This window comes from Streptomyces sp. WAC03905 (assembly GCF_057371075.1).
Genome location: NZ_JBXYDZ010000003.1, coordinates 5,341,826 through 5,358,289 on the forward strand (window position 1 = coordinate 5,341,826; position 16,464 = coordinate 5,358,289).

Annotated in this window: 17 protein-coding genes and 3 tRNA genes; 10 read left to right on the plus strand and 10 right to left on the minus strand. The window is 73.8% G+C overall.

The genetic code is table 11. The features are described from left to right. Positions 1-66: 66 nt before the first annotated feature. Both AC2RP6_RS26595 and AC2RP6_RS26600 read right to left on the minus strand, forming a co-directional pair. The gene (locus AC2RP6_RS26595; protein ID WP_486448472.1) at positions 67-1,515 is read right to left on the minus strand and encodes an FGGY family carbohydrate kinase; all 1,449 of its coding nucleotides are present in this window, start codon (positions 1,513-1,515) and stop codon (positions 67-69) included. Positions 1,516-1,610: 95 nt separating this feature from the next. Continuing rightward, positions 1,611-1,916, minus strand: a complete 306-nt coding sequence (locus tag AC2RP6_RS26600; protein ID WP_486448473.1) for a YtxH domain-containing protein — start codon at positions 1,914-1,916, stop codon at positions 1,611-1,613. A 145-nt stretch (positions 1,917-2,061) separates the two neighbouring features. Here AC2RP6_RS26600 and AC2RP6_RS26605 point away from each other — a divergent pair. The 3 genes from AC2RP6_RS26605 (at position 2,062) to AC2RP6_RS26615 (ending at position 2,474) form a co-directional block, all read left to right on the plus strand. Beyond that, positions 2,062-2,134 (plus strand) — tRNA-Asn (locus tag AC2RP6_RS26605). Between the two features lie 5 nt (positions 2,135-2,139). Then, positions 2,140-2,212, plus strand: a tRNA-Asn gene (locus AC2RP6_RS26610). 188 nt (positions 2,213-2,400) lie between these two features. Further along, positions 2,401-2,474 (plus strand) — tRNA-Ile (locus AC2RP6_RS26615). A gap of 109 nt (positions 2,475-2,583) precedes the next feature. Here the strand turns inward: AC2RP6_RS26615 and AC2RP6_RS26620 are convergent. Beyond that, positions 2,584-3,741: a carboxylate-amine ligase gene (locus AC2RP6_RS26620; RefSeq protein ID WP_486448474.1), complete on the minus strand. Its 1,158-nt coding sequence runs from the start codon at positions 3,739-3,741 to the stop codon at positions 2,584-2,586. Between the two features lie 216 nt (positions 3,742-3,957). On the opposite strand from AC2RP6_RS26620, the gene AC2RP6_RS26625 reads away from it, so the two are divergent. After that, positions 3,958-5,220: an MFS transporter gene (locus AC2RP6_RS26625; RefSeq protein ID WP_486448475.1), complete on the plus strand. Its 1,263-nt coding sequence runs from the start codon at positions 3,958-3,960 to the stop codon at positions 5,218-5,220. Positions 5,221-5,273: 53 nt separating this feature from the next. On the opposite strand, the gene AC2RP6_RS26630 is transcribed toward AC2RP6_RS26625, so the two are convergent. From AC2RP6_RS26630 to AC2RP6_RS26640, 3 genes are all read right to left on the minus strand, one after another. Further along, positions 5,274-6,668: a carboxyl transferase domain-containing protein gene (locus AC2RP6_RS26630; protein WP_486448476.1), complete on the minus strand. Its 1,395-nt coding sequence runs from the start codon at positions 6,666-6,668 to the stop codon at positions 5,274-5,276. Between the two features lie 82 nt (positions 6,669-6,750). Beyond that, positions 6,751-7,269 carry a hypothetical protein gene (locus AC2RP6_RS26635; RefSeq protein ID WP_486450456.1) on the minus strand — a complete coding sequence of 173 codons (519 nt, stop codon included), beginning with the start codon at positions 7,267-7,269 and terminating at the stop codon, positions 6,751-6,753. A gap of 54 nt (positions 7,270-7,323) precedes the next feature. Beyond that, positions 7,324-8,013 carry a hypothetical protein gene (locus AC2RP6_RS26640; RefSeq protein WP_486448477.1) on the minus strand — a complete coding sequence of 230 codons (690 nt, stop codon included), beginning with the start codon at positions 8,011-8,013 and terminating at the stop codon, positions 7,324-7,326. A 69-nt stretch (positions 8,014-8,082) separates the two neighbouring features. On the opposite strand from AC2RP6_RS26640, the gene AC2RP6_RS26645 reads away from it, so the two are divergent. Beyond that, positions 8,083-8,523: an Lrp/AsnC family transcriptional regulator gene (locus AC2RP6_RS26645; protein ID WP_486448478.1), complete on the plus strand. Its 441-nt coding sequence runs from the start codon at positions 8,083-8,085 to the stop codon at positions 8,521-8,523. Between the two features lie 13 nt (positions 8,524-8,536). Here the strand turns inward: AC2RP6_RS26645 and AC2RP6_RS26650 are convergent, their stop codons facing one another. Both AC2RP6_RS26650 and AC2RP6_RS26655 read right to left on the minus strand, forming a co-directional pair. Further along, the gene (locus tag AC2RP6_RS26650; RefSeq protein ID WP_486448479.1) at positions 8,537-10,288 is read right to left on the minus strand and encodes a sensor histidine kinase; all 1,752 of its coding nucleotides are present in this window, start codon (positions 10,286-10,288) and stop codon (positions 8,537-8,539) included. Then, on the minus strand, positions 10,285-11,322 hold the full coding sequence (locus AC2RP6_RS26655) for a rod shape-determining protein (protein ID WP_030037471.1): 1,038 nt from the start codon (positions 11,320-11,322) through the stop codon (positions 10,285-10,287). The genes AC2RP6_RS26650 and AC2RP6_RS26655 overlap by 4 nt, the downstream gene beginning before the upstream one ends. A gap of 211 nt (positions 11,323-11,533) precedes the next feature. On the opposite strand from AC2RP6_RS26655, the gene AC2RP6_RS26660 reads away from it, so the two are divergent. Continuing rightward, the gene (locus AC2RP6_RS26660) at positions 11,534-12,256 is read left to right on the plus strand and encodes an esterase/lipase family protein (protein WP_486448480.1); all 723 of its coding nucleotides are present in this window, start codon (positions 11,534-11,536) and stop codon (positions 12,254-12,256) included. Positions 12,257-12,354: 98 nt separating this feature from the next. Then, positions 12,355-12,798, plus strand: a complete 444-nt coding sequence (locus AC2RP6_RS26665) for a hypothetical protein (RefSeq protein WP_486448481.1) — start codon at positions 12,355-12,357, stop codon at positions 12,796-12,798. A gap of 42 nt (positions 12,799-12,840) precedes the next feature. Here the strand turns inward: AC2RP6_RS26665 and AC2RP6_RS26670 are convergent, their stop codons facing one another. Then, positions 12,841-13,404, minus strand: a complete 564-nt coding sequence (locus AC2RP6_RS26670) for a hypothetical protein (RefSeq protein ID WP_486448482.1) — start codon at positions 13,402-13,404, stop codon at positions 12,841-12,843. Between the two features lie 78 nt (positions 13,405-13,482). On the opposite strand from AC2RP6_RS26670, the gene AC2RP6_RS26675 reads away from it, so the two are divergent. After that, positions 13,483-14,214 carry an SCO2400 family protein gene (locus tag AC2RP6_RS26675; protein WP_486448483.1) on the plus strand — a complete coding sequence of 244 codons (732 nt, stop codon included), beginning with the start codon at positions 13,483-13,485 and terminating at the stop codon, positions 14,212-14,214. Positions 14,215-14,412: 198 nt separating this feature from the next. Here the strand turns inward: AC2RP6_RS26675 and AC2RP6_RS26680 are convergent, their stop codons facing one another. After that, a complete protein-coding gene (locus AC2RP6_RS26680; RefSeq protein ID WP_486448484.1) occupies positions 14,413-14,835 on the minus strand; it encodes a MarR family winged helix-turn-helix transcriptional regulator in 423 nt (140 codons plus the stop codon). 96 nt (positions 14,836-14,931) lie between these two features. On the opposite strand from AC2RP6_RS26680, the gene AC2RP6_RS26685 reads away from it, so the two are divergent. Together AC2RP6_RS26685 and AC2RP6_RS26690 are read left to right on the plus strand one after the other, a co-directional pair. Further along, entirely contained in the window at positions 14,932-15,954 is a 1,023-nt protein-coding gene (locus AC2RP6_RS26685) for an NADP-dependent oxidoreductase (protein ID WP_486448485.1), read from the plus strand. A 65-nt stretch (positions 15,955-16,019) separates the two neighbouring features. After that, positions 16,020-16,442: an organic hydroperoxide resistance protein gene (locus AC2RP6_RS26690; protein ID WP_030657091.1), complete on the plus strand. Its 423-nt coding sequence runs from the start codon at positions 16,020-16,022 to the stop codon at positions 16,440-16,442. Positions 16,443-16,464 lie beyond the last annotated feature (22 nt).

The window sequence follows — 16,464 nt, forward strand, 5'->3', positions numbered from 1 at the left end:
TTCGCAAAGGCCGGTCAAAAGGACCAGCCGCGCCGCGAGGGTCCTACGACCCCCGCCGCCGCCCCGTCAGAAGGCCCCGGGGTGGATCTGCTCGCGCGTCGCGACGTACTGCTGGCGGACGCCCTGCCAGGCCGCGAACTCCTCGTCCGGCTCGAAGACCTGCGCCGAAGGGGCGGGCCACACGGGCGGGGTGTGCGGGGCCAGTGTGCCCTGCGCCACACCGAGGGCCCATGCGGCCTGGCGGGCCGCGCCCAGCGCGGCGTAGTCGGCCGGCGCCGGTACGACGATCTGCGTGCCGAACAGCCCGGGGGCCGCCGCCTGCACGGCGGGCAGCTCGGCCGCCGCACCCAGCAGGAAGACCCGGCGGATCTCGACCCCGCGCGAGCGCAGCACGTCGAGGGCGTCCACCAGGCCGCACAGCATGCCTTCGAAGGCCGCCCGGGCCAGGTGCTCCGGCTTCATCGAGTCCCGGCGAAGACCGCTGAGGGTTCCGGCGGAATGCGGCAGGTTCGGCGTGCGCTCGCCCTCCAGGTACGGCAGGAGTACGAGGCCGTGCGCGCCCGGCGTCGACTTCAGCGCGAGCTCGGACAGCCCCTCCAGGTCCGTGCCGAGCAGCTCGGCGGTGCCGCGCAGGGCCCGTACGGCGTTGGAGGTGTTCACCACGGGCAGGTGCATGCCGGTGGCGTCGGCCAGGGAGGTGATCAGCCCGCCCGGCTCCGACAGCGCCTCGTGGTGCACCGCCATCACCGAGCCGGAGGCACCGAGGGAGACCACCGCGTCGCCGGGGCCCAGCCCCAGGCCGAGCGCGGCCGCCATCGTCTCGCCGGTGCCGGCGGATATCAGCAGGCCCTCGGGCGTGGTCCCGGCGGCGTCGGCCGGGCCGAGCACCTCGGGCAGCAGCGCCCGGTGTCCGAGCGCGAGCTCGACGAGGTCGGGCCGCCAGGCTCCGGTCGCCGCCGACCAGTAACCGGTGCCGGAGGCGCCGCCGCGGTCGGTGGTCCGCCGCGCCGGCCGGCCCAGCAGCTGCCAGACCAGCCAGTCGTGCGGGGACATCAGTACGGCCACCCGGCGGGCCGCCTCGGGCTCGGTGCGGGCCAGCCAGGCCAGTTTCGCGACCGGCTGCGCGGAATGCGGGACCGAGCCCACCGCCTCGGCCCAGGCGTGCCGCCCGCCGAGGGCTTCGGTGAGGTCGGCGGCCGCGACCTGGCCGCGCTTGTCGTTGCCGACGAGAGCCGGGCGCACCAGGGCGCCCTGCGGGTCCAGCGGGAGCAGGCCGTGCTGCTGGGCGGAGACCCCGATGGCCTGGACCCCCTCCAGGATCCCGCCGCCGGCGGCCTCGCCCAGCGAGAGCAGCCAGGCCTGCGGATCGGTCTCGTGGGGGCTGGCGCCGTCGGGTTCGCCCACGGGCTGCGGATGGGGCGCGTACCCCTGGCGCAGCACCGCGCCGGTCTCGGTGTCACAGACGACGATGCGTGTGAAGGCGGAAGAGCTGTCCAGCCCGGCGACTATCCCCATGCGGAGAATTCTGCCGCACGCGGAGCCGGTGTCGACGTCCCGGAGCCCCTGAAACCTCATGGGTCCCAGGGGCTCCGGGCGTGGCCCGTGGTGGGTCAGGTGTTGCTGGTGCCCCACTCGTCGTCGGCGGTGCCGCCGCCGGCCCGGCCGCGCAGTCCGCGCACCCGTCCGGCGAGCGATTCCGGTACGGCGTCGCCGACCTTGTCGCTCACCACGGCGAAGGCCTTACCGGCGTACTCGCGCCCGGTGTGGCCCGCGGTCTCGGCGGCGTTGCGCACCGCGGGGTTCTGCGCGACCTGCCGGGCGGACTTCTTCAGCTTCTCGTAGCGCTCGCGTCCGGCCCGCGTTCCGAGCACGTACCCGAGAGCCAGTCCGACCACGAACGTGACCTTGTACCGCATGCCTGTCACCCTTCGTCGTGTGGTGCCCGGCCTGCTGTCGATACCGATTGGCGGAGCACCCCCCTGCTTGCGCTAATCTATGTCTCGCAGCGAGCGCTCGCCCCCCGGCAAGGCCGGAGGTGGGCTGTTCGATGCACCGCAGCAATCCCCTGTAGCTCAATTGGCAGAGCAGCCGGCTGTTAACCGGCAGGTTACTGGTTCGAGTCCAGTCGGGGGAGCGCAGTCCCCTGTAGCTCAATTGGCAGAGCATTCGGCTGTTAACCGGAGGGTTGCTGGTTCGAGTCCAGCCGGGGGAGCAAAGCAGAGAAGAGGACCCCACGGGGTCCTCTTTTCGCTTTGTAGCCCTTTTCGGGAACCGGGCAGCCCTCAGCGCGGTCTCTCTGAACAGGCGAAGCCGATCATGCGAGGCATCCGAAGCAGGAGATCGTATGAGCGGCTATGCTGCGGCAGACGGCGCGCACACGTGTACGCGCCACGCCGTGAAGGGGCGGTAGCTCAGCCGGTTAGAGCAGCGGACTCATAATCCGTCGGCCGTGGGTTCGAGTCCCACCCGCCCCACCGCAAGCCGCAGGTGCAGAAACGATCGCACCTGCGGCTTTGGCGTTTCCGGCCCCGCCGCGACGGCTCGACTGCCTCCCGGCCGCCCCAGTGGGCCGGTGCGGTCCGGTTAGAAGTCCTCCGTTTCGTCCGCGAGGTGGCGCAGGACGTCGGTCAGGTCCTGGCGGCGGGCGTAGGCCGCTCGTTGGCGGTGGGCGCCCGAGCCGTCGCGCAGGAGGCCGGCCATGGTCTTGGCCGCGTGGTCCAGGTCGCCCGCGGCGGCCAGGTCCGGGGCGACCAGGTCCAGCAGGGCCTCCGCCAGGTCGGCCGCCGGGAGTTCCGCGCCGGTGTACGGGTCGAGGCCGAAGCCCTCCAGGCCGTCGTGGGCCGCCCGCCAGCGCGCGAGGCGCAGTACGTCGTCCCGCAGGGCCGGCTCGGGGCGCTGTTCGCGGATCTCGCGCAGCGCCGTGGCCACCAGCGCGCGGGCCAGTTCGGCCTGCAGGACCGCCGAGTCGACGGCCGGGGACATGTCCGGCGCCCGGAACTCCAGCGTCGGCCAGTGCCCGGACGGCCGGAGGTCCCAGTAGACCATCTTGGTGTCCAGGGCCGCCCCCGAACCGAGCAGGGTCTGCACGGAGCGCCGGAAGTGGGCCGTGGACGTGAAGTGCGGAGGCGGGCCCGCCGAGGGCCACCCGGACCAGGCCATCGCCCGCCAGCTGGAGTGACCGGTGTCACGTCCGCCCCAGAACGGCGAGTTGGCGGCCAGCGCGATCAGCGTGGGAAGCCACGGTCTGATCCGGTTGGACACCGCCACCGCCGTGTCCACGTCGAGCGTGCCGATGTGGACGTGGCGGCCGCAGCTGACCAGGGTGTCGGTGAGCGCGCCGAAGCGGCGGTGCTGCTCGCGCTGGCGCGGCTCGTCATCCGTCAGGTGCAGCGGCCCCTCCACGGCGACGACCGGCGAGGGCGCGGCCAGCAGCCGGCAGCCGTGGGTGCGGGCCGCCCGCTGGAGGTTGCGCCGCAGCGCGACGAGTTCGGCGCGCAGCGACGCCGCCGAGTCCGCGACCGGGGTGGATATCTCCACCTGGTAGCGGGTGCCTTCGGGGTGCATCTCGCCCGGCAGTCCGGCGGCGGTCGCCAGGACCTGCGGGGCGGCGGGGACCACCCGGAGCGTGCGGGCGTCGACGAGCAGGAACTCCTCCTCGACGCCGACCGTGAGGGGCACGGTGGGGCGCACCGTGTTCTGCGTCGTGCCGGTGCTCGTGGTGCTGTTGCCAGGTTCGATCACTACGCCTCCCTGGACATACGAGTCTTTTCATCATGAGCTGAACACGCGGCGAGGAGCGCACGTCTAATCAGTCAAATGTCCGGTGATAGTGGCGAGTTACCGGTAATGGGCCACCCGCGCCGGGGGCCCGGAGCAGGGTGGGGCGACTGTTGCCGGTGTGCGAAGAAGGCGGACGGCGACCTGGGGACGCCACCGGGCTGATGCTTATCATCCGATGTGACTCGTACTAGTGCGCCGCCCCGCCCCCGGCGGCGAATATTCGCCGACCTCACCCCGCTGCGCACGTCCCCGGACTACCGGAGACTGTGGTTCGGCGGGACGATCTCCTGGGTCGGCCAGGCGATGACCGCCCTCGCGATCTCGCTCCAGGTCTACGACATCACCCGGTCCAGCTTCGCCGTCGGTCTCGTGGGGCTCTTCTCCCTCGTCCCGCTGATCGTCTTCGGCCTCTACGGCGGGGCCATCGCCGACACCGTGGACCGGCGCAAGCTCGGCCTCTACAGCTCGCTCGGCGCCGCCGCGCTGTCGGTCGCGCTCGCCGGGGCGGCCCTGCTCGGCTACCACCGGGTCTGGTTCCTGTACGCCGTCGTCGCGCTCCAGGCCGTCTGCGGGGCACTGACCGGACCGGCCCGGTCCGCCATGATCCCGCGCCTGCTGCCCGCGGAACAGCTGCCCGCGGCCAATGCCCTGAACTCCGTGACCATGACCTTCGGCACGATGGTCGGCCCCGCCCTGGGCGGGCTGATCGTCGCCGTCGGCGGCTACGAGTGGGCGTACCTGGTCGACGCCGTCACCTTCACCGCCGCGCTCTACGCGATGTGGCGGCTGCCGTCGATGAAGCCGGACCGGGCCGACGGCGCGCGGGGGAGGGCCTCCGTCGCCGACGGCCTGCGCTTCCTCGGGACCCGGCCCAACATCCGGATGACGTTCTTCACCGACATGGCCGCGATGGTGCTGGCCCAGCCGAAGGCGCTGTTCCCCGCCATCGCCGCCCTCTGGTACGGGGACGACGCCAAGACGGTCGGCCTGATGGTGGCCGCGATCGCCGCCGGGGCGCTGCTCGGCGGGCTGTTCTCCGGCTGGCAGTCCCGCATCCGGCGGCACGGGCTGGCGATCCTGCTCGCCGTCGCCGGATGGGGGCTGGCCATCGCGGTGTTCGGCCTCACGCGGAACCTGTGGCTCGGGCTGTTCTTCCTCGCCCTGGCCGGGTACGCGGACACCGTCTCGATGGTGTTCCGCACCACCATGCTCCAGGCCGCGACCCCCGACGACATGCGCGGGCGCCTCCAGGGCGTCTTCATCGTGGTCGTCGCGGGCGGACCCCGGCTCGGGGACTTCCTCGCCGGCAGCGCCGCCGACCTGACCTCACCGGCCGTCGCCGTCACGTGCGGCGGCCTGGCCTGCGTGCTGGTGGTGGGCCTGCTGGCCCTGCGCTGGCGCAACTTCGCCCGCTACGACGCCCGGTCCCCGCAGGCGTAGCCGCTGCCGCGCCGCCTGCCGTGCCGCCTGCCGTGCCGCTCCGACCGCCGGGGCTAGGGGGTGTCCCGCGGGCCCTCCGGGCCGACGATGCCGCGGGCGACGCCCAGGGCCACCAGGTCCTGGGGGCGGATGCGGAGCTGGTCCGCCGTGGCGGGGGCGGCCGACGGGGGGCGCTTGAGGATCGCCGCGGCCAGTTCCGGGGCGATGACCGAGAAGTAGCTGTCCGGGGTCACCCAGGTGTTGCCCGGCGCGGCCAGCGCGAGGGCGCCGCCCGAACCGCCCTCGCCGATCAGGAGGGTGGTGACGGGGACGGTGGCCGCCGCCAGCGCGGCGAAGGTGTCGGCGATGGCCGCGCCGGCGCCCGCGTGCTCCGCGGCGGCGTCGTTGGCCGCGCCGGGGGTGTCCACCAGGGTGAGCACGGGGATCCCGAGCCGGTCCGCGAGCCGGACCACGCGGGCGGCCGTGCGGTATCCGGCCGGGCGGGTGGCCGTGCCGCACTGGGCGGTGTAGGCCACGGCCCGGCCCTCCCGCAGCCCGAAGCCGCACAGCGTCCCCGGGTCGATGCCGCCGGCCCGGTCCCCCGAGAGGTGCAGGCGCAGCTCGAAGTACGCGTCCAGGTACGCCTCGGCGTGCGGCCGGCCGGGGTCGCGCGCCTGCCGTACCGCGTCCCAGCCGGTGGCGGGCGGGCGTACGTCGGCCGGCGCGGCCGGGGGGTCGACCGGATCGGCGGAGCGGGGCGCGGCGAGGACGCGCAGCCAGTTCGCGAGGGTGCCCGGCAGGTGCGCGGCGGGCACCACGGCGTCCACGTGCCCGGCGGCGTACTGCCCCTCGGCGGTGTAGGCCGCCGGGTCGGCGTCCGCCGGGCGCACCCGGGACCCGGCGAAGCCGACCTGGGCACCGGGCAGCGCGAGGACGACGTCGGCCCCGGCGCCCAGGGTGGCCCAGCCGCCGCCGGTGGTCGGATCGCGCAGGACGGCGATCTGGGGGATTCCGGCGGCCCTGGTCAGTACGGACTGGCGGGCCACGCGCTGGAGTTGGGTGAGCGCGAGCATGCCCTCCTGCATGCGGGAGCCGCCCGTGGCGATGAGCGAGACCAGGGGCAGACGGCGCTCGCGGGCGTGCGCGTACGCGGTTTCGAGCCGGTCTCCGGTGCGCTGCCCCAGCGAACCGCCGAGGAAACCGAACTCGAAGGAGACGAGGACGGCTTCGCTCCCGCCGATGCTGGCGGTGCCGGTGACGACGGACTCGTCCTCGCCGGTGCGTGCGGTGGCGCGGGCGCGGGAGTCGTCGTAACCGGCCCAGCCCAGCGGGCCGTCGGCGGGGGACTCCCGCGATGGTGCGGCCAGCTCGGCGAAGCTGCCGGTGTCGGTCACGGAGGCGATGGCCGCGCGGGCCGAGAGGCGGTTCGTCGTCACGGGTTCACCCCAGGTCGGTTCGGTCGAAGTCATGTCCGGGCGACAGTACTTCGGCCGGCCCCCGTGGTCCGCGCGGGAACCGGACGGCGTGCGGCGCGGCCGCGGCCGCGGCCGCTCAGCGAACCGGTCGGTGCCGGACGTACTCCGGCGGGGCCGCACCGGTCTCGATGCTGTTCTCGTCCATGCCGTTGGCGATGCGCAGGCTTCCGGCGTCGAAGACGAACTCCACCGTGACCGCCCCGGCGGCCAGGTCGCGGTGTGCCGCTTCCGGCCGCCATTCGAGGAGCGCGACGTCGCACAGCTCGCGGCCGACGAAGGGTTCGAGCCGTTCGTCCCGGTGGGACCACTGGGGTGTCAGGCCGGACTCCTCCCACCCCGCGATCGCGGCGGACGTGCTGATCGTGTCCCAGCCGATCGAGAGCTCGTCGAACTTCCAGTGGCAGATCTCCACCTGGACGCCTTCGAAGTCCAGCACCACCGGGCAGTCGGCGTACGGGTCCCCGTCCTCGGCGAAGCGCACCAGGGCGAAGCCCGTCAGCCGACGGCCGACGAGTGCCGCCAGCCGCGCTCCGTGCGCCTGCCGGACCGTGTCGGTTCCGACCAGGAAGGACGGCTCGAAACCCTGGATCCCCATCTTCACGGGACCGAGTATCGCCGCGGCCCGTGGCCGGCCCGGAGGGCGGGGTGGTCACGGGAGCGGGAAGGCGATCTTCAGCGCGTAGGCGGCGACCAGGCCGTAGCCGAGGCGGAAGGTCCAGATGCGGGCGGTGGCGGAGATGCGGGCGCCCGCCAGCGAGCCGAGCGCGACGAGGGAGTGCTGCCAGAGGAGGGAGGCGACGCCGACGCCGACGAGGAAGGCGGCCCCCGCAGGGCCGGAGCCGAGGGTGGCGCCCTGGGCCGTGGTGAGGGCGGCGAAGTAGAGGGCGGTGGTGGGGTTGATCGCGGTCAGGGCCACGTAGCGGGCGAAGGTCCTGGCGGGGCGGAGGCCGGTGACGGTCCGCCCGACTCCTGCGGGACCGGCCGCGGCGGAGCCGGCCGCCGCGGGAGGCGCCGGATCGTCCGCCCCGGTCGTCGGGTCGGGGGGTGTCGCCCGGGATCCGGCGAGGCCGTGGGCCGCGATGGCCAGCAGGATCGCCGCCGAGGCCAGCCGGACCCACGCCTCGATCGGGGAGACGTGCGAAGCCACCCAGGGGCCGAGGGCCGTGGCGAGCGCCGCGTAGCCGAGGTCGACCACGGCGATGCCGGTGGCCGCGGCCATGGCCGCCCGGCGGTGCCGCATCGCCTCCTGGAGCAGCAGCACGCTCATCGCACCCATCGGCATCGCCACGCCCAGGCCTGCGGCGGCGCCCGCCAGGGCCGGCGTCATCAGTTCGCTCATGGGGGCAGCCTCGGACCTCACCTCCGCGGTACGAACGCGCATATCGGCTCCGGCTGCGAGAATCGCGGTATGGACCGCCTCGACAGGGAAATCCTCGGCATCCTGCAGGAGGATGCGCGGATCTCGTACCGCGACCTCGGCGTCCGCGTCGGCCTCAGCGCCAACGCCACCGCCGACCGGGTGCGGCGGATGCGCCGGGACGGGGTGATCCGCGGGTTCACCGTCGTGGTGGATCCGGCCGCCGACACGGCCGGCGGCCTCGTCGTCTTCATCGACGTCACCCTGCGCCAGGACACCACCAACGAGGAGTTCGAGCGGCAGGTCGACAAGCTCCCCGGGATCACCGAGGTCGTCCACGTGACCGGCGCGCACGACTACCTCGTACGCGCCCGGGCCGCCGATCCCGCGGCCCTCGACGGGCTGCTGCGCCGCCTGAAGCGGGAGGCGGGGGTGGCCCAGTCCAACACCCGGATCGCCCTGCGCGCGGCCGGCCGCCCGGGCGCGCTCTGACGCGGGGCCGGCGTCAGAGCGCCGCCTCCCACGTCACCGTCGTGCCCCGCGCCCCCGATTCCGTGCGGCCGTCGTCCGTCACGGTCAGCCGGACCCGCTCCGGCGACGCGTCCACCAGCACCTCGATCGAGGTGACCCGGCTGCGCCGGTGCGCCGCGGCCAGGGCGCCGCGCAGGGCCGTGAGCAGGTCGCCCGCCACGGCCGCCGGGATCAGGGCGTCCACCGCGCCGGCGAACTGCACCGACGGCTGGAAGCCGAGCAGCACCGCCGCGCCGCCCGTCTCGCGCAGGACCCGCCCGCGGAAAGCGGTCGGGGCGTCGGTCGGCGGCTGCTGGAGGGCGAAGATGGCCGTGCGGACCTCCTGGATCGTGGAGTCCAGTTCGTCGACGGCGCGGGTGAGTTCGTCGCCCACCGTGTCCCCGGAGGGGGCGTTCTCGGCGCGCCGCCGCGTGCTCTCCAGCATCATCTCGGTGGCGAACAGCCGCTGGACGACCAGGTCGTGCAGGTCGCGCGCGATCCGGTCGCGGTCCTCGTACACCGCGAGCTGCTCCCGGTCGTGCTGGGCGTCCGCCAGGACCAGGGCCAGCGCGGCCTGGGAGGCGAACTGCGAGGCGAGCAGCCGGTCCACGGCGTCGTACGCCGGACCGCCGCGGGCGCGCGGCAGGGCCAGGGTGCCGATCAGCCGGCCGCCGCTCTGGAGCGGCAGCATCATGCTCGGCCCGAACCGTTCCCGGACGGGGGTGGTCATGCGCGGGTCGGTGGCCGAGTCGTCGATGAAGACCGGTTCGCCGCCGAGGAGTTGTTCCAGGACCGGTGATCCGGGGGCGATCGCCGTCCCGACCAGGTCCCCGGGGTCGCCCTGGGTGGAGGCGGCGACGATCTCCATGCCGCCCTCGGGGGTCGGCTGGAGCACCACCCCGGCGGCGGCGTCGGCGAGCAGCCGGGCGCGTTCGGCCACGCACATCAGGGCGTCCGCCGCGGGGCGGCCCGCCAGCAGGGCCGTGGTCACGGCGGCGGCCCCGTCGATCCAGCGCTCGCGGCGGCGGGCGGTCTCGTAGAGCCTGGCGTTGCCGATCGCTATGCCCGCCTGCGCGGCCAGGACGCGTACTAGGGCGAGGTCGTCCTCGGTGAAGGAGCCGCCGCCGCGCTTCTCCGTGAGGTACAGGTTGCCGAAGACCTCGCTGTGCACCCGGATCGGGACTCCCAGGAAGCTGCGCATCGGCGGGTGGCCGGGCGGGAAGCCTGCGGCCCGCGGGTCCTGGGAGAGGTCGTCCAGGAGCAGCGGCCTGGGGTCCTCGACGAGGACGCCGAGCAGGCCGGAGCGGCCGTCCGGCAGGTGGGGGACGGCCGCCCGTTCCTCCTCGGTCAGCCCGGCGGTGAACAGGGCGGTCACCAGGACGCGCTCGGGATCGACGATCCCGAGCGCGACGTAGCGGGCCGAGCACAGCTCGGCCGCGGAATCCACGATGTGCTGGAGGGTGGCGCGCAGTTCCAGTTCGGAGCCGACGCTCAGTACGGCCTCCAGCAGCACCGGGAGGCTCGCCGCGTCCTCGTCGGACGGGTCGGCGGGCCTCCCGTGTCCTGCGACGTGCCCTTCCACGTGGTTCCCGCGGCCGTGGCCCCCGTGGTGCGGGTCGTCGGCGCCGTCGGCGTCGTCCCCGCTGTCCCCGCTGTCCCCGCTGTCCCCGTTGTCCCCGTTGTCCTCGTTGTGCTCGTGGGGAGGGCCGTCGGGTTCCCGGGCCGGTTCCCGTGCGGCGTCCGTCATCCGGCCAGCGGGTTGAGGACCATGGGGGCGATCTTCCCTTCGAGCATCGCGCCGAGACCCATCACGGCGCACACGTCGGGCCGTTCGGCGATGGCGACGGGCATGCCGGTGGCGTCCCGCAGCATCTGGTCGAGGCCCGGCAGCAGGGCGCTGCCGCCCACCATCATGATCCCCCGGTCCGTCAGGTCGGCCACCAGGTCGGGCGGGCAGTCCCGCAGGACCTTGCCGATCCCGTCGAGGACGGCGGTCAGCGGCGTGTGGATGGCGTCGCGTACGGCCGCGGTGTCCACGTGGACCGAACGTGCCAGTCCGGTGGCCACGTCCCGGCCGTGGATGAGGGTGGAGGCGGGCCCGCCGGAGGTGAGGCCGTTGCCGTGCAGCGCCAGCTGGAGCGGCCGGACGGCCTGGCTGGGGAGCATCAGCTCGTGCGCGTGCCGCAGGTGCTGGACGACGGCGTGGTCGATGGCCTCGCCGCCGACGGGGATCCGCTGGGCGGTGACGATCGAACCGAGGGAGAGGACGGCGACCTGGGTGGCCGCGGCTCCGCACACCATGATCATCGTCGCGGTCGGCTGCTCCACGGGCAGTCCGCAGCCGACGGCCGCCGCGATCAGGGTGTCGACGAGCTCGACGCGCCGGGCGCCGAGTCCGACCAGGGTCTCCACGGCCGCCCGCTGGGCGAGCGGGTCCGCGTCGTGCGGGGTGCAGGCGGCGGCCCGCAGCCGCGGCTTGCGCCGCAGGGCGCGCCGCAGCTTCTCGCCGAGGAGGTGGCGCAGCATCCGCTGGGCCATCTCGATGTCGACGACGGTGCCGCCGGAGACGGGGCGCACGACCCTGATGTAGTCGGGCGTGCGGCCGGTCATCCGCTCGGCGAAGGTTCCGACGGCGATGAGTGCGCCGGTGCGCGTGTTGACCGCGGCTACGCTGGGTTCGTCGACCACGAGGCCGGCCCCCTTGACGTACACGCGGGTCCTGGCCGCCCCCAGGTCGACGGCGACGTGGCAGCGGCGCAACTGCTCAAGACTGACGGTCACGGCAGAACCTCCCGAGAGCGCTGACGCAAGAGGACCGGCGGAAGTGCCGGTCGCTTGTCCTATCATCTCGGGCATTTCGGACTCTTCGCCCGTTGGAATGCTCCGGCCGTGGGTGTGTCGCGGCTGCATGGGGGTGGATTTCTGTACCGACAGGCAGCAGCATGCCCGCACCGCACGCGCTACTCGCGCGTAACAAGGTAAGGGGGACCGGATGCTGACGGCTCGACAGGGACTGATCGCGCTCCTGACGCTCTGCCTGGCGCTCATGGCGCCCGCCGCGGCCCATGCCGCCGGCCGGGGTCCGGCGCCGGCGTCCGCCCCGACCCCTGACCGGGCATCACCGCGCAGCCCGGTGGTCTTCGTGCACGGCTACAACGCCGACCCGGGCGTCTGGGGGTCCCTGAGGGCCGACCTGCGCGCGGACGGGTACGCCGACGCGGAGCTCTTCTCCTTCGGCTACGACACCCACCAGTCCGTCAACGAGGTCCTCGCCGGCCGGCTCGCCGCCTACGTCGAGCAGGTCCGCCGGGACACCGGCGCCGCCAAGGTGGACGTCGTGGCGCACTCCTTCGGCTCGCTGGTCAGCCGCTGGTACGTCAAGTTCGGCGGGGGAGCGGCGGCCGTCGGCCACTGGGTCTCGCTCGCCGGCCCCAACCGGGGCACCTCCACCGCCTGGGCCTGCGCCCTGTGGGACCAGGCGTGCCGGGACATGACCCCCGGCTCGTACGTCGTGAAGAACCTGGGCGGCGGGGACCCGACCCCGGGCGCGGTGAAGTACGCGACGTTCTGGTCGAACTGCGACGAGGTGATCAACCCCGACGACAGCGTCCCGCTCGCCGGTGCCACCAACACCCCGGTCGGCTGCCTGGCGCACAACGACCTGCTCGGCGACGACGGGACCTCCGCCGGCGTGCGGGCCTTCCTCGCCTCGTAGGCCGTGCCGCCGGGGGTGGCGGCGGCCGGTGCTGACGCGCTGCTTAGGGGGCGCGGGCGACAGTGGGGAGGTCGTCGTGCCCGAGGGGGGAAGTGCCGATGCCGGACCGGGTCCGCGCCCGCGACACCGGCGGGCGGCCTGCGCCGCGGCGCCGGCCCGTCACCCGCCTGCGCCTCACCTGTCTCTACGGCGGGGTGTTCATGATGGCCGGGACGGCGCTGCTCGCCGTCGTGTTCCTGCTCGCGGAACAAGCCGTGAGCAGGGGGAACGGCCCCCTCTTCGAATTGGGGCCGGAGAAGCAGGTCGTCCTGGCGCCCGCCGGCTGCGCGGGACCGGCGGACGGCGGGCCGCCCTCCTGCCGCGCCGCCGGGCGGGAGAGGTCCCACGATCCGCTGGGCTCCTCCGTACTGCTGGTCCTCGGCGCGCTCGCACCCCTGTCGGCCGGCGCGGGGTACGTGACGGCCGGGTACGCCCTGTCCCCGCTCAGGCGGATCACCCGCACCGCCCGAAACGCCTACCGCCAGGGAGCGTCCGCGAAGTAGCGCCGGCCGCCCGCCGGCAGGCGGGACTTCGCGGACACGGTGCTAGGACGCTCCCAGGGGCGTGGCCACGCGCTGGAGCAGGCCGTAGGTGAACTCGGCCACGTGGTGCCGGTCCTGCGCGGTGAAGGCGAGGCGCCAGCGCGTCGGCGCGGTGCCCTCCATCGGCCGGACCGGCGCGAAGGCCCGCGCCACCTCGTCGACCGTCGCCGACCAGGGCAGCAGGTCGTCCGCAGTCGCCAGTACGGGCCCCCGCGCGCCCGGGGCCCGTACGAGCCACTCGTTCCACACCGCCCCGTCCGGCGCCGCCAGCACCTCGAAGCGCAGGTCCGGCCAGAGCGGCAGCGGCCACAGCAGGGCCTCGCACTCCAGGTCGCCGATCGAGCGGGGCTCGGCGGACTCCGGCGCCCCCAGCACCGAGCGGTAGCGGGACAGCGCCCCGCGGGCGCGCGGCGAGCGCCCCATCGCCTGCCAGCGCTTGTTCGCCTCCCGCTGGTCGGCGAGCGAGGCGCCCAGCCGGCGGCGGGCCTCGTCGGCCAGGTCGGGCTGGAAGTCGGCCATCCGCCGCAGCAGCACCAACTGGAACGCGGCCGGCCCGAAAGATGTCATGGAGGGAACGATTCCACACAGGATCCTTACGTTCTCGGGATCCGGATGTTGCCGCACACGGCGTAGCCTGCGGGCGCCATGAACTATTGCCACGCCTGCCGGAGGCACCTCAACGGCGCGCTGGCGTGCGCCGGATGCGGAACGCCTGCCGAGTACCTGATACCCGCAGCGCCCGCCGCCGGGCCGCCCGGGCCGCCCGTCGTGGAAGGGCCCGCCGCGGACCCGCCGGCCGTGCTGGCCGATGTGTTCGCCGACTCGCTCGTGGTGCTCTCCGCCCCGGACGAACGCAGGGCCGGCGCCCGGCGGCGGGCCACGAACCGGCGTCGCCGCCGGACCGTGCTGACCCTCTCGCTCGGCGTGCTGCTCGCGGCCGCGGGCTCCGTGACGGTGGCCGGCATGGCGGCCGACGGGGAGACCACCGACCGCGCCTCCGACGTCGTCCTGACCGACGACGCGCCCCGGGATCCCGCTCCACTGCCGGACGCGCCGACGCTCGGTGCGCCCACCGGGTCCGGCCGGGCCACCGCGAAGGCGGGCGGCTCGACCACGAAGAAGTCCGGGACCGGCGCGCCCACGGCCGCCGGCGAACCCGGCCCGACGGAGGCGGAGCCCGAACCGGCTCCCACCACGTCCGGGCGGGCCTCACGCAGCCCGGGTCCGAAGCCGTCCGTGCAGGGCAGCGGTTCCGGCTCACCCTCACCGGGCGGGCCCGTCGGCAGCCAGAATCCGACGCCGACCCAGTCCAGGACCCCGACCGCCACCCCCACTCCTACGCCGACGAAGGACTGCTGGCTCTTCTGCTGGTTCTAGGCCCTGTCGTCAAAGTTGCACCTGGCCCGCGGCGCCCGGCACCGCACCTCGCCGCGTTGTCGGGGCGCCCACGTACGTCCAGTACTCGGGCGCCCCTCCGCCTTGCGATGCACGGCACCGGACACCGCGGGCCTGACCGGCGCCACCTTGACGACAGGACCTAGGGCGGACCCGTGGTTGCGGGGCGGACCCGGCCGATCAGCCGAGCATCCGCTTCAGCAGGTCCCGCAGCACCGCCCGCTCCGCCGGGGACAGCCCGGCCAGGGGTTCGCGCGCGAAGTCGAGCGACTCGCGCAGCCGCTCCGCCGTCCGCAGCCCCTCCTCGGTGGGGGCGGCCAGCTTCACCCGCCGGTCGGCGGGGTCCGGGCGGCGCTCGACCAGGCCCCGGCCCTCCAGCCGGTCGATGATGCCCGTCACGTTGGAGGGCTCGCACCGCAGCTTCTGCGCGATGCGCCGCATGGGCGTCGGCTCCATCGAGAGCAGGTTCAGCACCTTGGCCTGGGCGCCGGTCAGCTGCTGGCTGGCCGCCGCGTGCTCGTACTCCGTGTGGTACCGCGTCACGACGTCACCGATGAGTTCGACGACCTCGACGGTCACTGGGTCTACACGACGACTGGGCATGGATCCAGCGTACCCGTTTACTTGACAACATGAAATATCCAGGCGCATGGTTGTTTCACCTAGTGAAGCAATTTCGTTCTTACCAGGAGCGCCGCAATGTCTGAGATTCCCGCCGTGAGCCGCGAGTGGCACCTCGTCCGTCGCCCGCAGGGCTGGCCCGTCGCCGAGGACTTCGCCCTGCGCGAGGTACCCCTGTCCGCCGAGCCCGCGGCCGGCCGGATCCTCGTGCGCAACCTGCACATGTCCGTCGACCCGTACATGCGCGGCCGGATGAACGACGTGAAGTCCTACGTCCCGCCCTTCCAGCTCGACCGGCCCATGGACGGCGGCGCGGTCGGCGAGGTCGTCGCCTCCAGCGCCGAGGGCTTCGCCGTCGGCGACCACGTCCTGCACGGCCTGGGCTGGCGCGAGTACGCGGAGCTCGACGCGAAGCACGCCACCAAGGTCGACGCCTCCCTCGCCCCGCTCTCCGCATACCTCGGCGTCCTCGGCATGCCGGGCCTGACCGCCTACGCCGGCCTCTTCGAGGTCGCCTCCTTCAAGGAGGGCGACTCCGTCTTCGTCTCCGGCGCCGCGGGTGCGGTCGGCGGCCTCGTCGGTCAGTTCGCGAAGATCAAGGGCGCGTCCCGGGTGATCGGCTCCGCCGGCTCGGACGAGAAGGTGAAGCTCCTCACGGAGAAGTACGGCTTCGACGCCGCCTTCAACTACAAGAACGGCCCCGTCGCCGAGCAGCTGCGCGAGGCCGCCCCCGAGGGCGTCGACGTCTACTTCGACAACGTCGGCGGCGACCACCTGGAAGCCGCGATCTCCTCCATGAACGTCGGCGGCCGCGCCACCCTCTGCGGTGCGATCGCCCACTACAACGACACCGAGGCCGCCCCCGGCCCGCGCAACCTCATGCAGGTCATCGGCAAGCGCCTGCGCCTGCAGGGCATCCTCGTCAGCGACCACGCCGGCCTCCAGCAGCAGTTCGTCCAGGACGTCGCCGGGTGGCTGCGCTCCGGCGAGCTGAACTACGACGAGACGGTCGTCGAGGGCGTCGAGAACGCGACCTCCGCCTTCCTCGGCATGCTCCGCGGAGAGAACACCGGAAAGATGATCGTTTCCTTCACCGGTTAGGCTCACCCCACAACCGTCGTGACCGTGGGCGCGAGTCGCGGCGATTACCAGGAGGAACATTCTTCATGTCCATCCAGCAGTCCGACGTCGCGTACACCGCCGTGGCGACCGCCGAGAACGGCCGCGACGGCCGCGTCGCCACCAACGACGGCCAGCTCGACGTCGTCGTGAACCCGCCCAAGGAGCTCGGTGGCTCCGGCGCCGGCACCAACCCGGAGCAGCTCTTCGCCGCCGGCTACAGCGCCTGCTTCCAGGGCGCCCTGGGCGTCGTCGCCAAGAACGTGAACGCCGACATCTCCGGCTCCACGGTCACCGCCGAGGTCGGCATCGGCAAGAACGACGAGGGCTTCGGCCTGATCGTCAAGATCTCCGCCGTGATCCCGAACGTGGACGCCGCCACCGCCAAGGAACTCATCGAGAAGGCCCACGAGGTCTGCCCGTACTCCAAGGCCACCCGCGGCAACATCACCGTCGAGCTCGCCGTCTGATCCGGCAGCCGCACGACGAGGG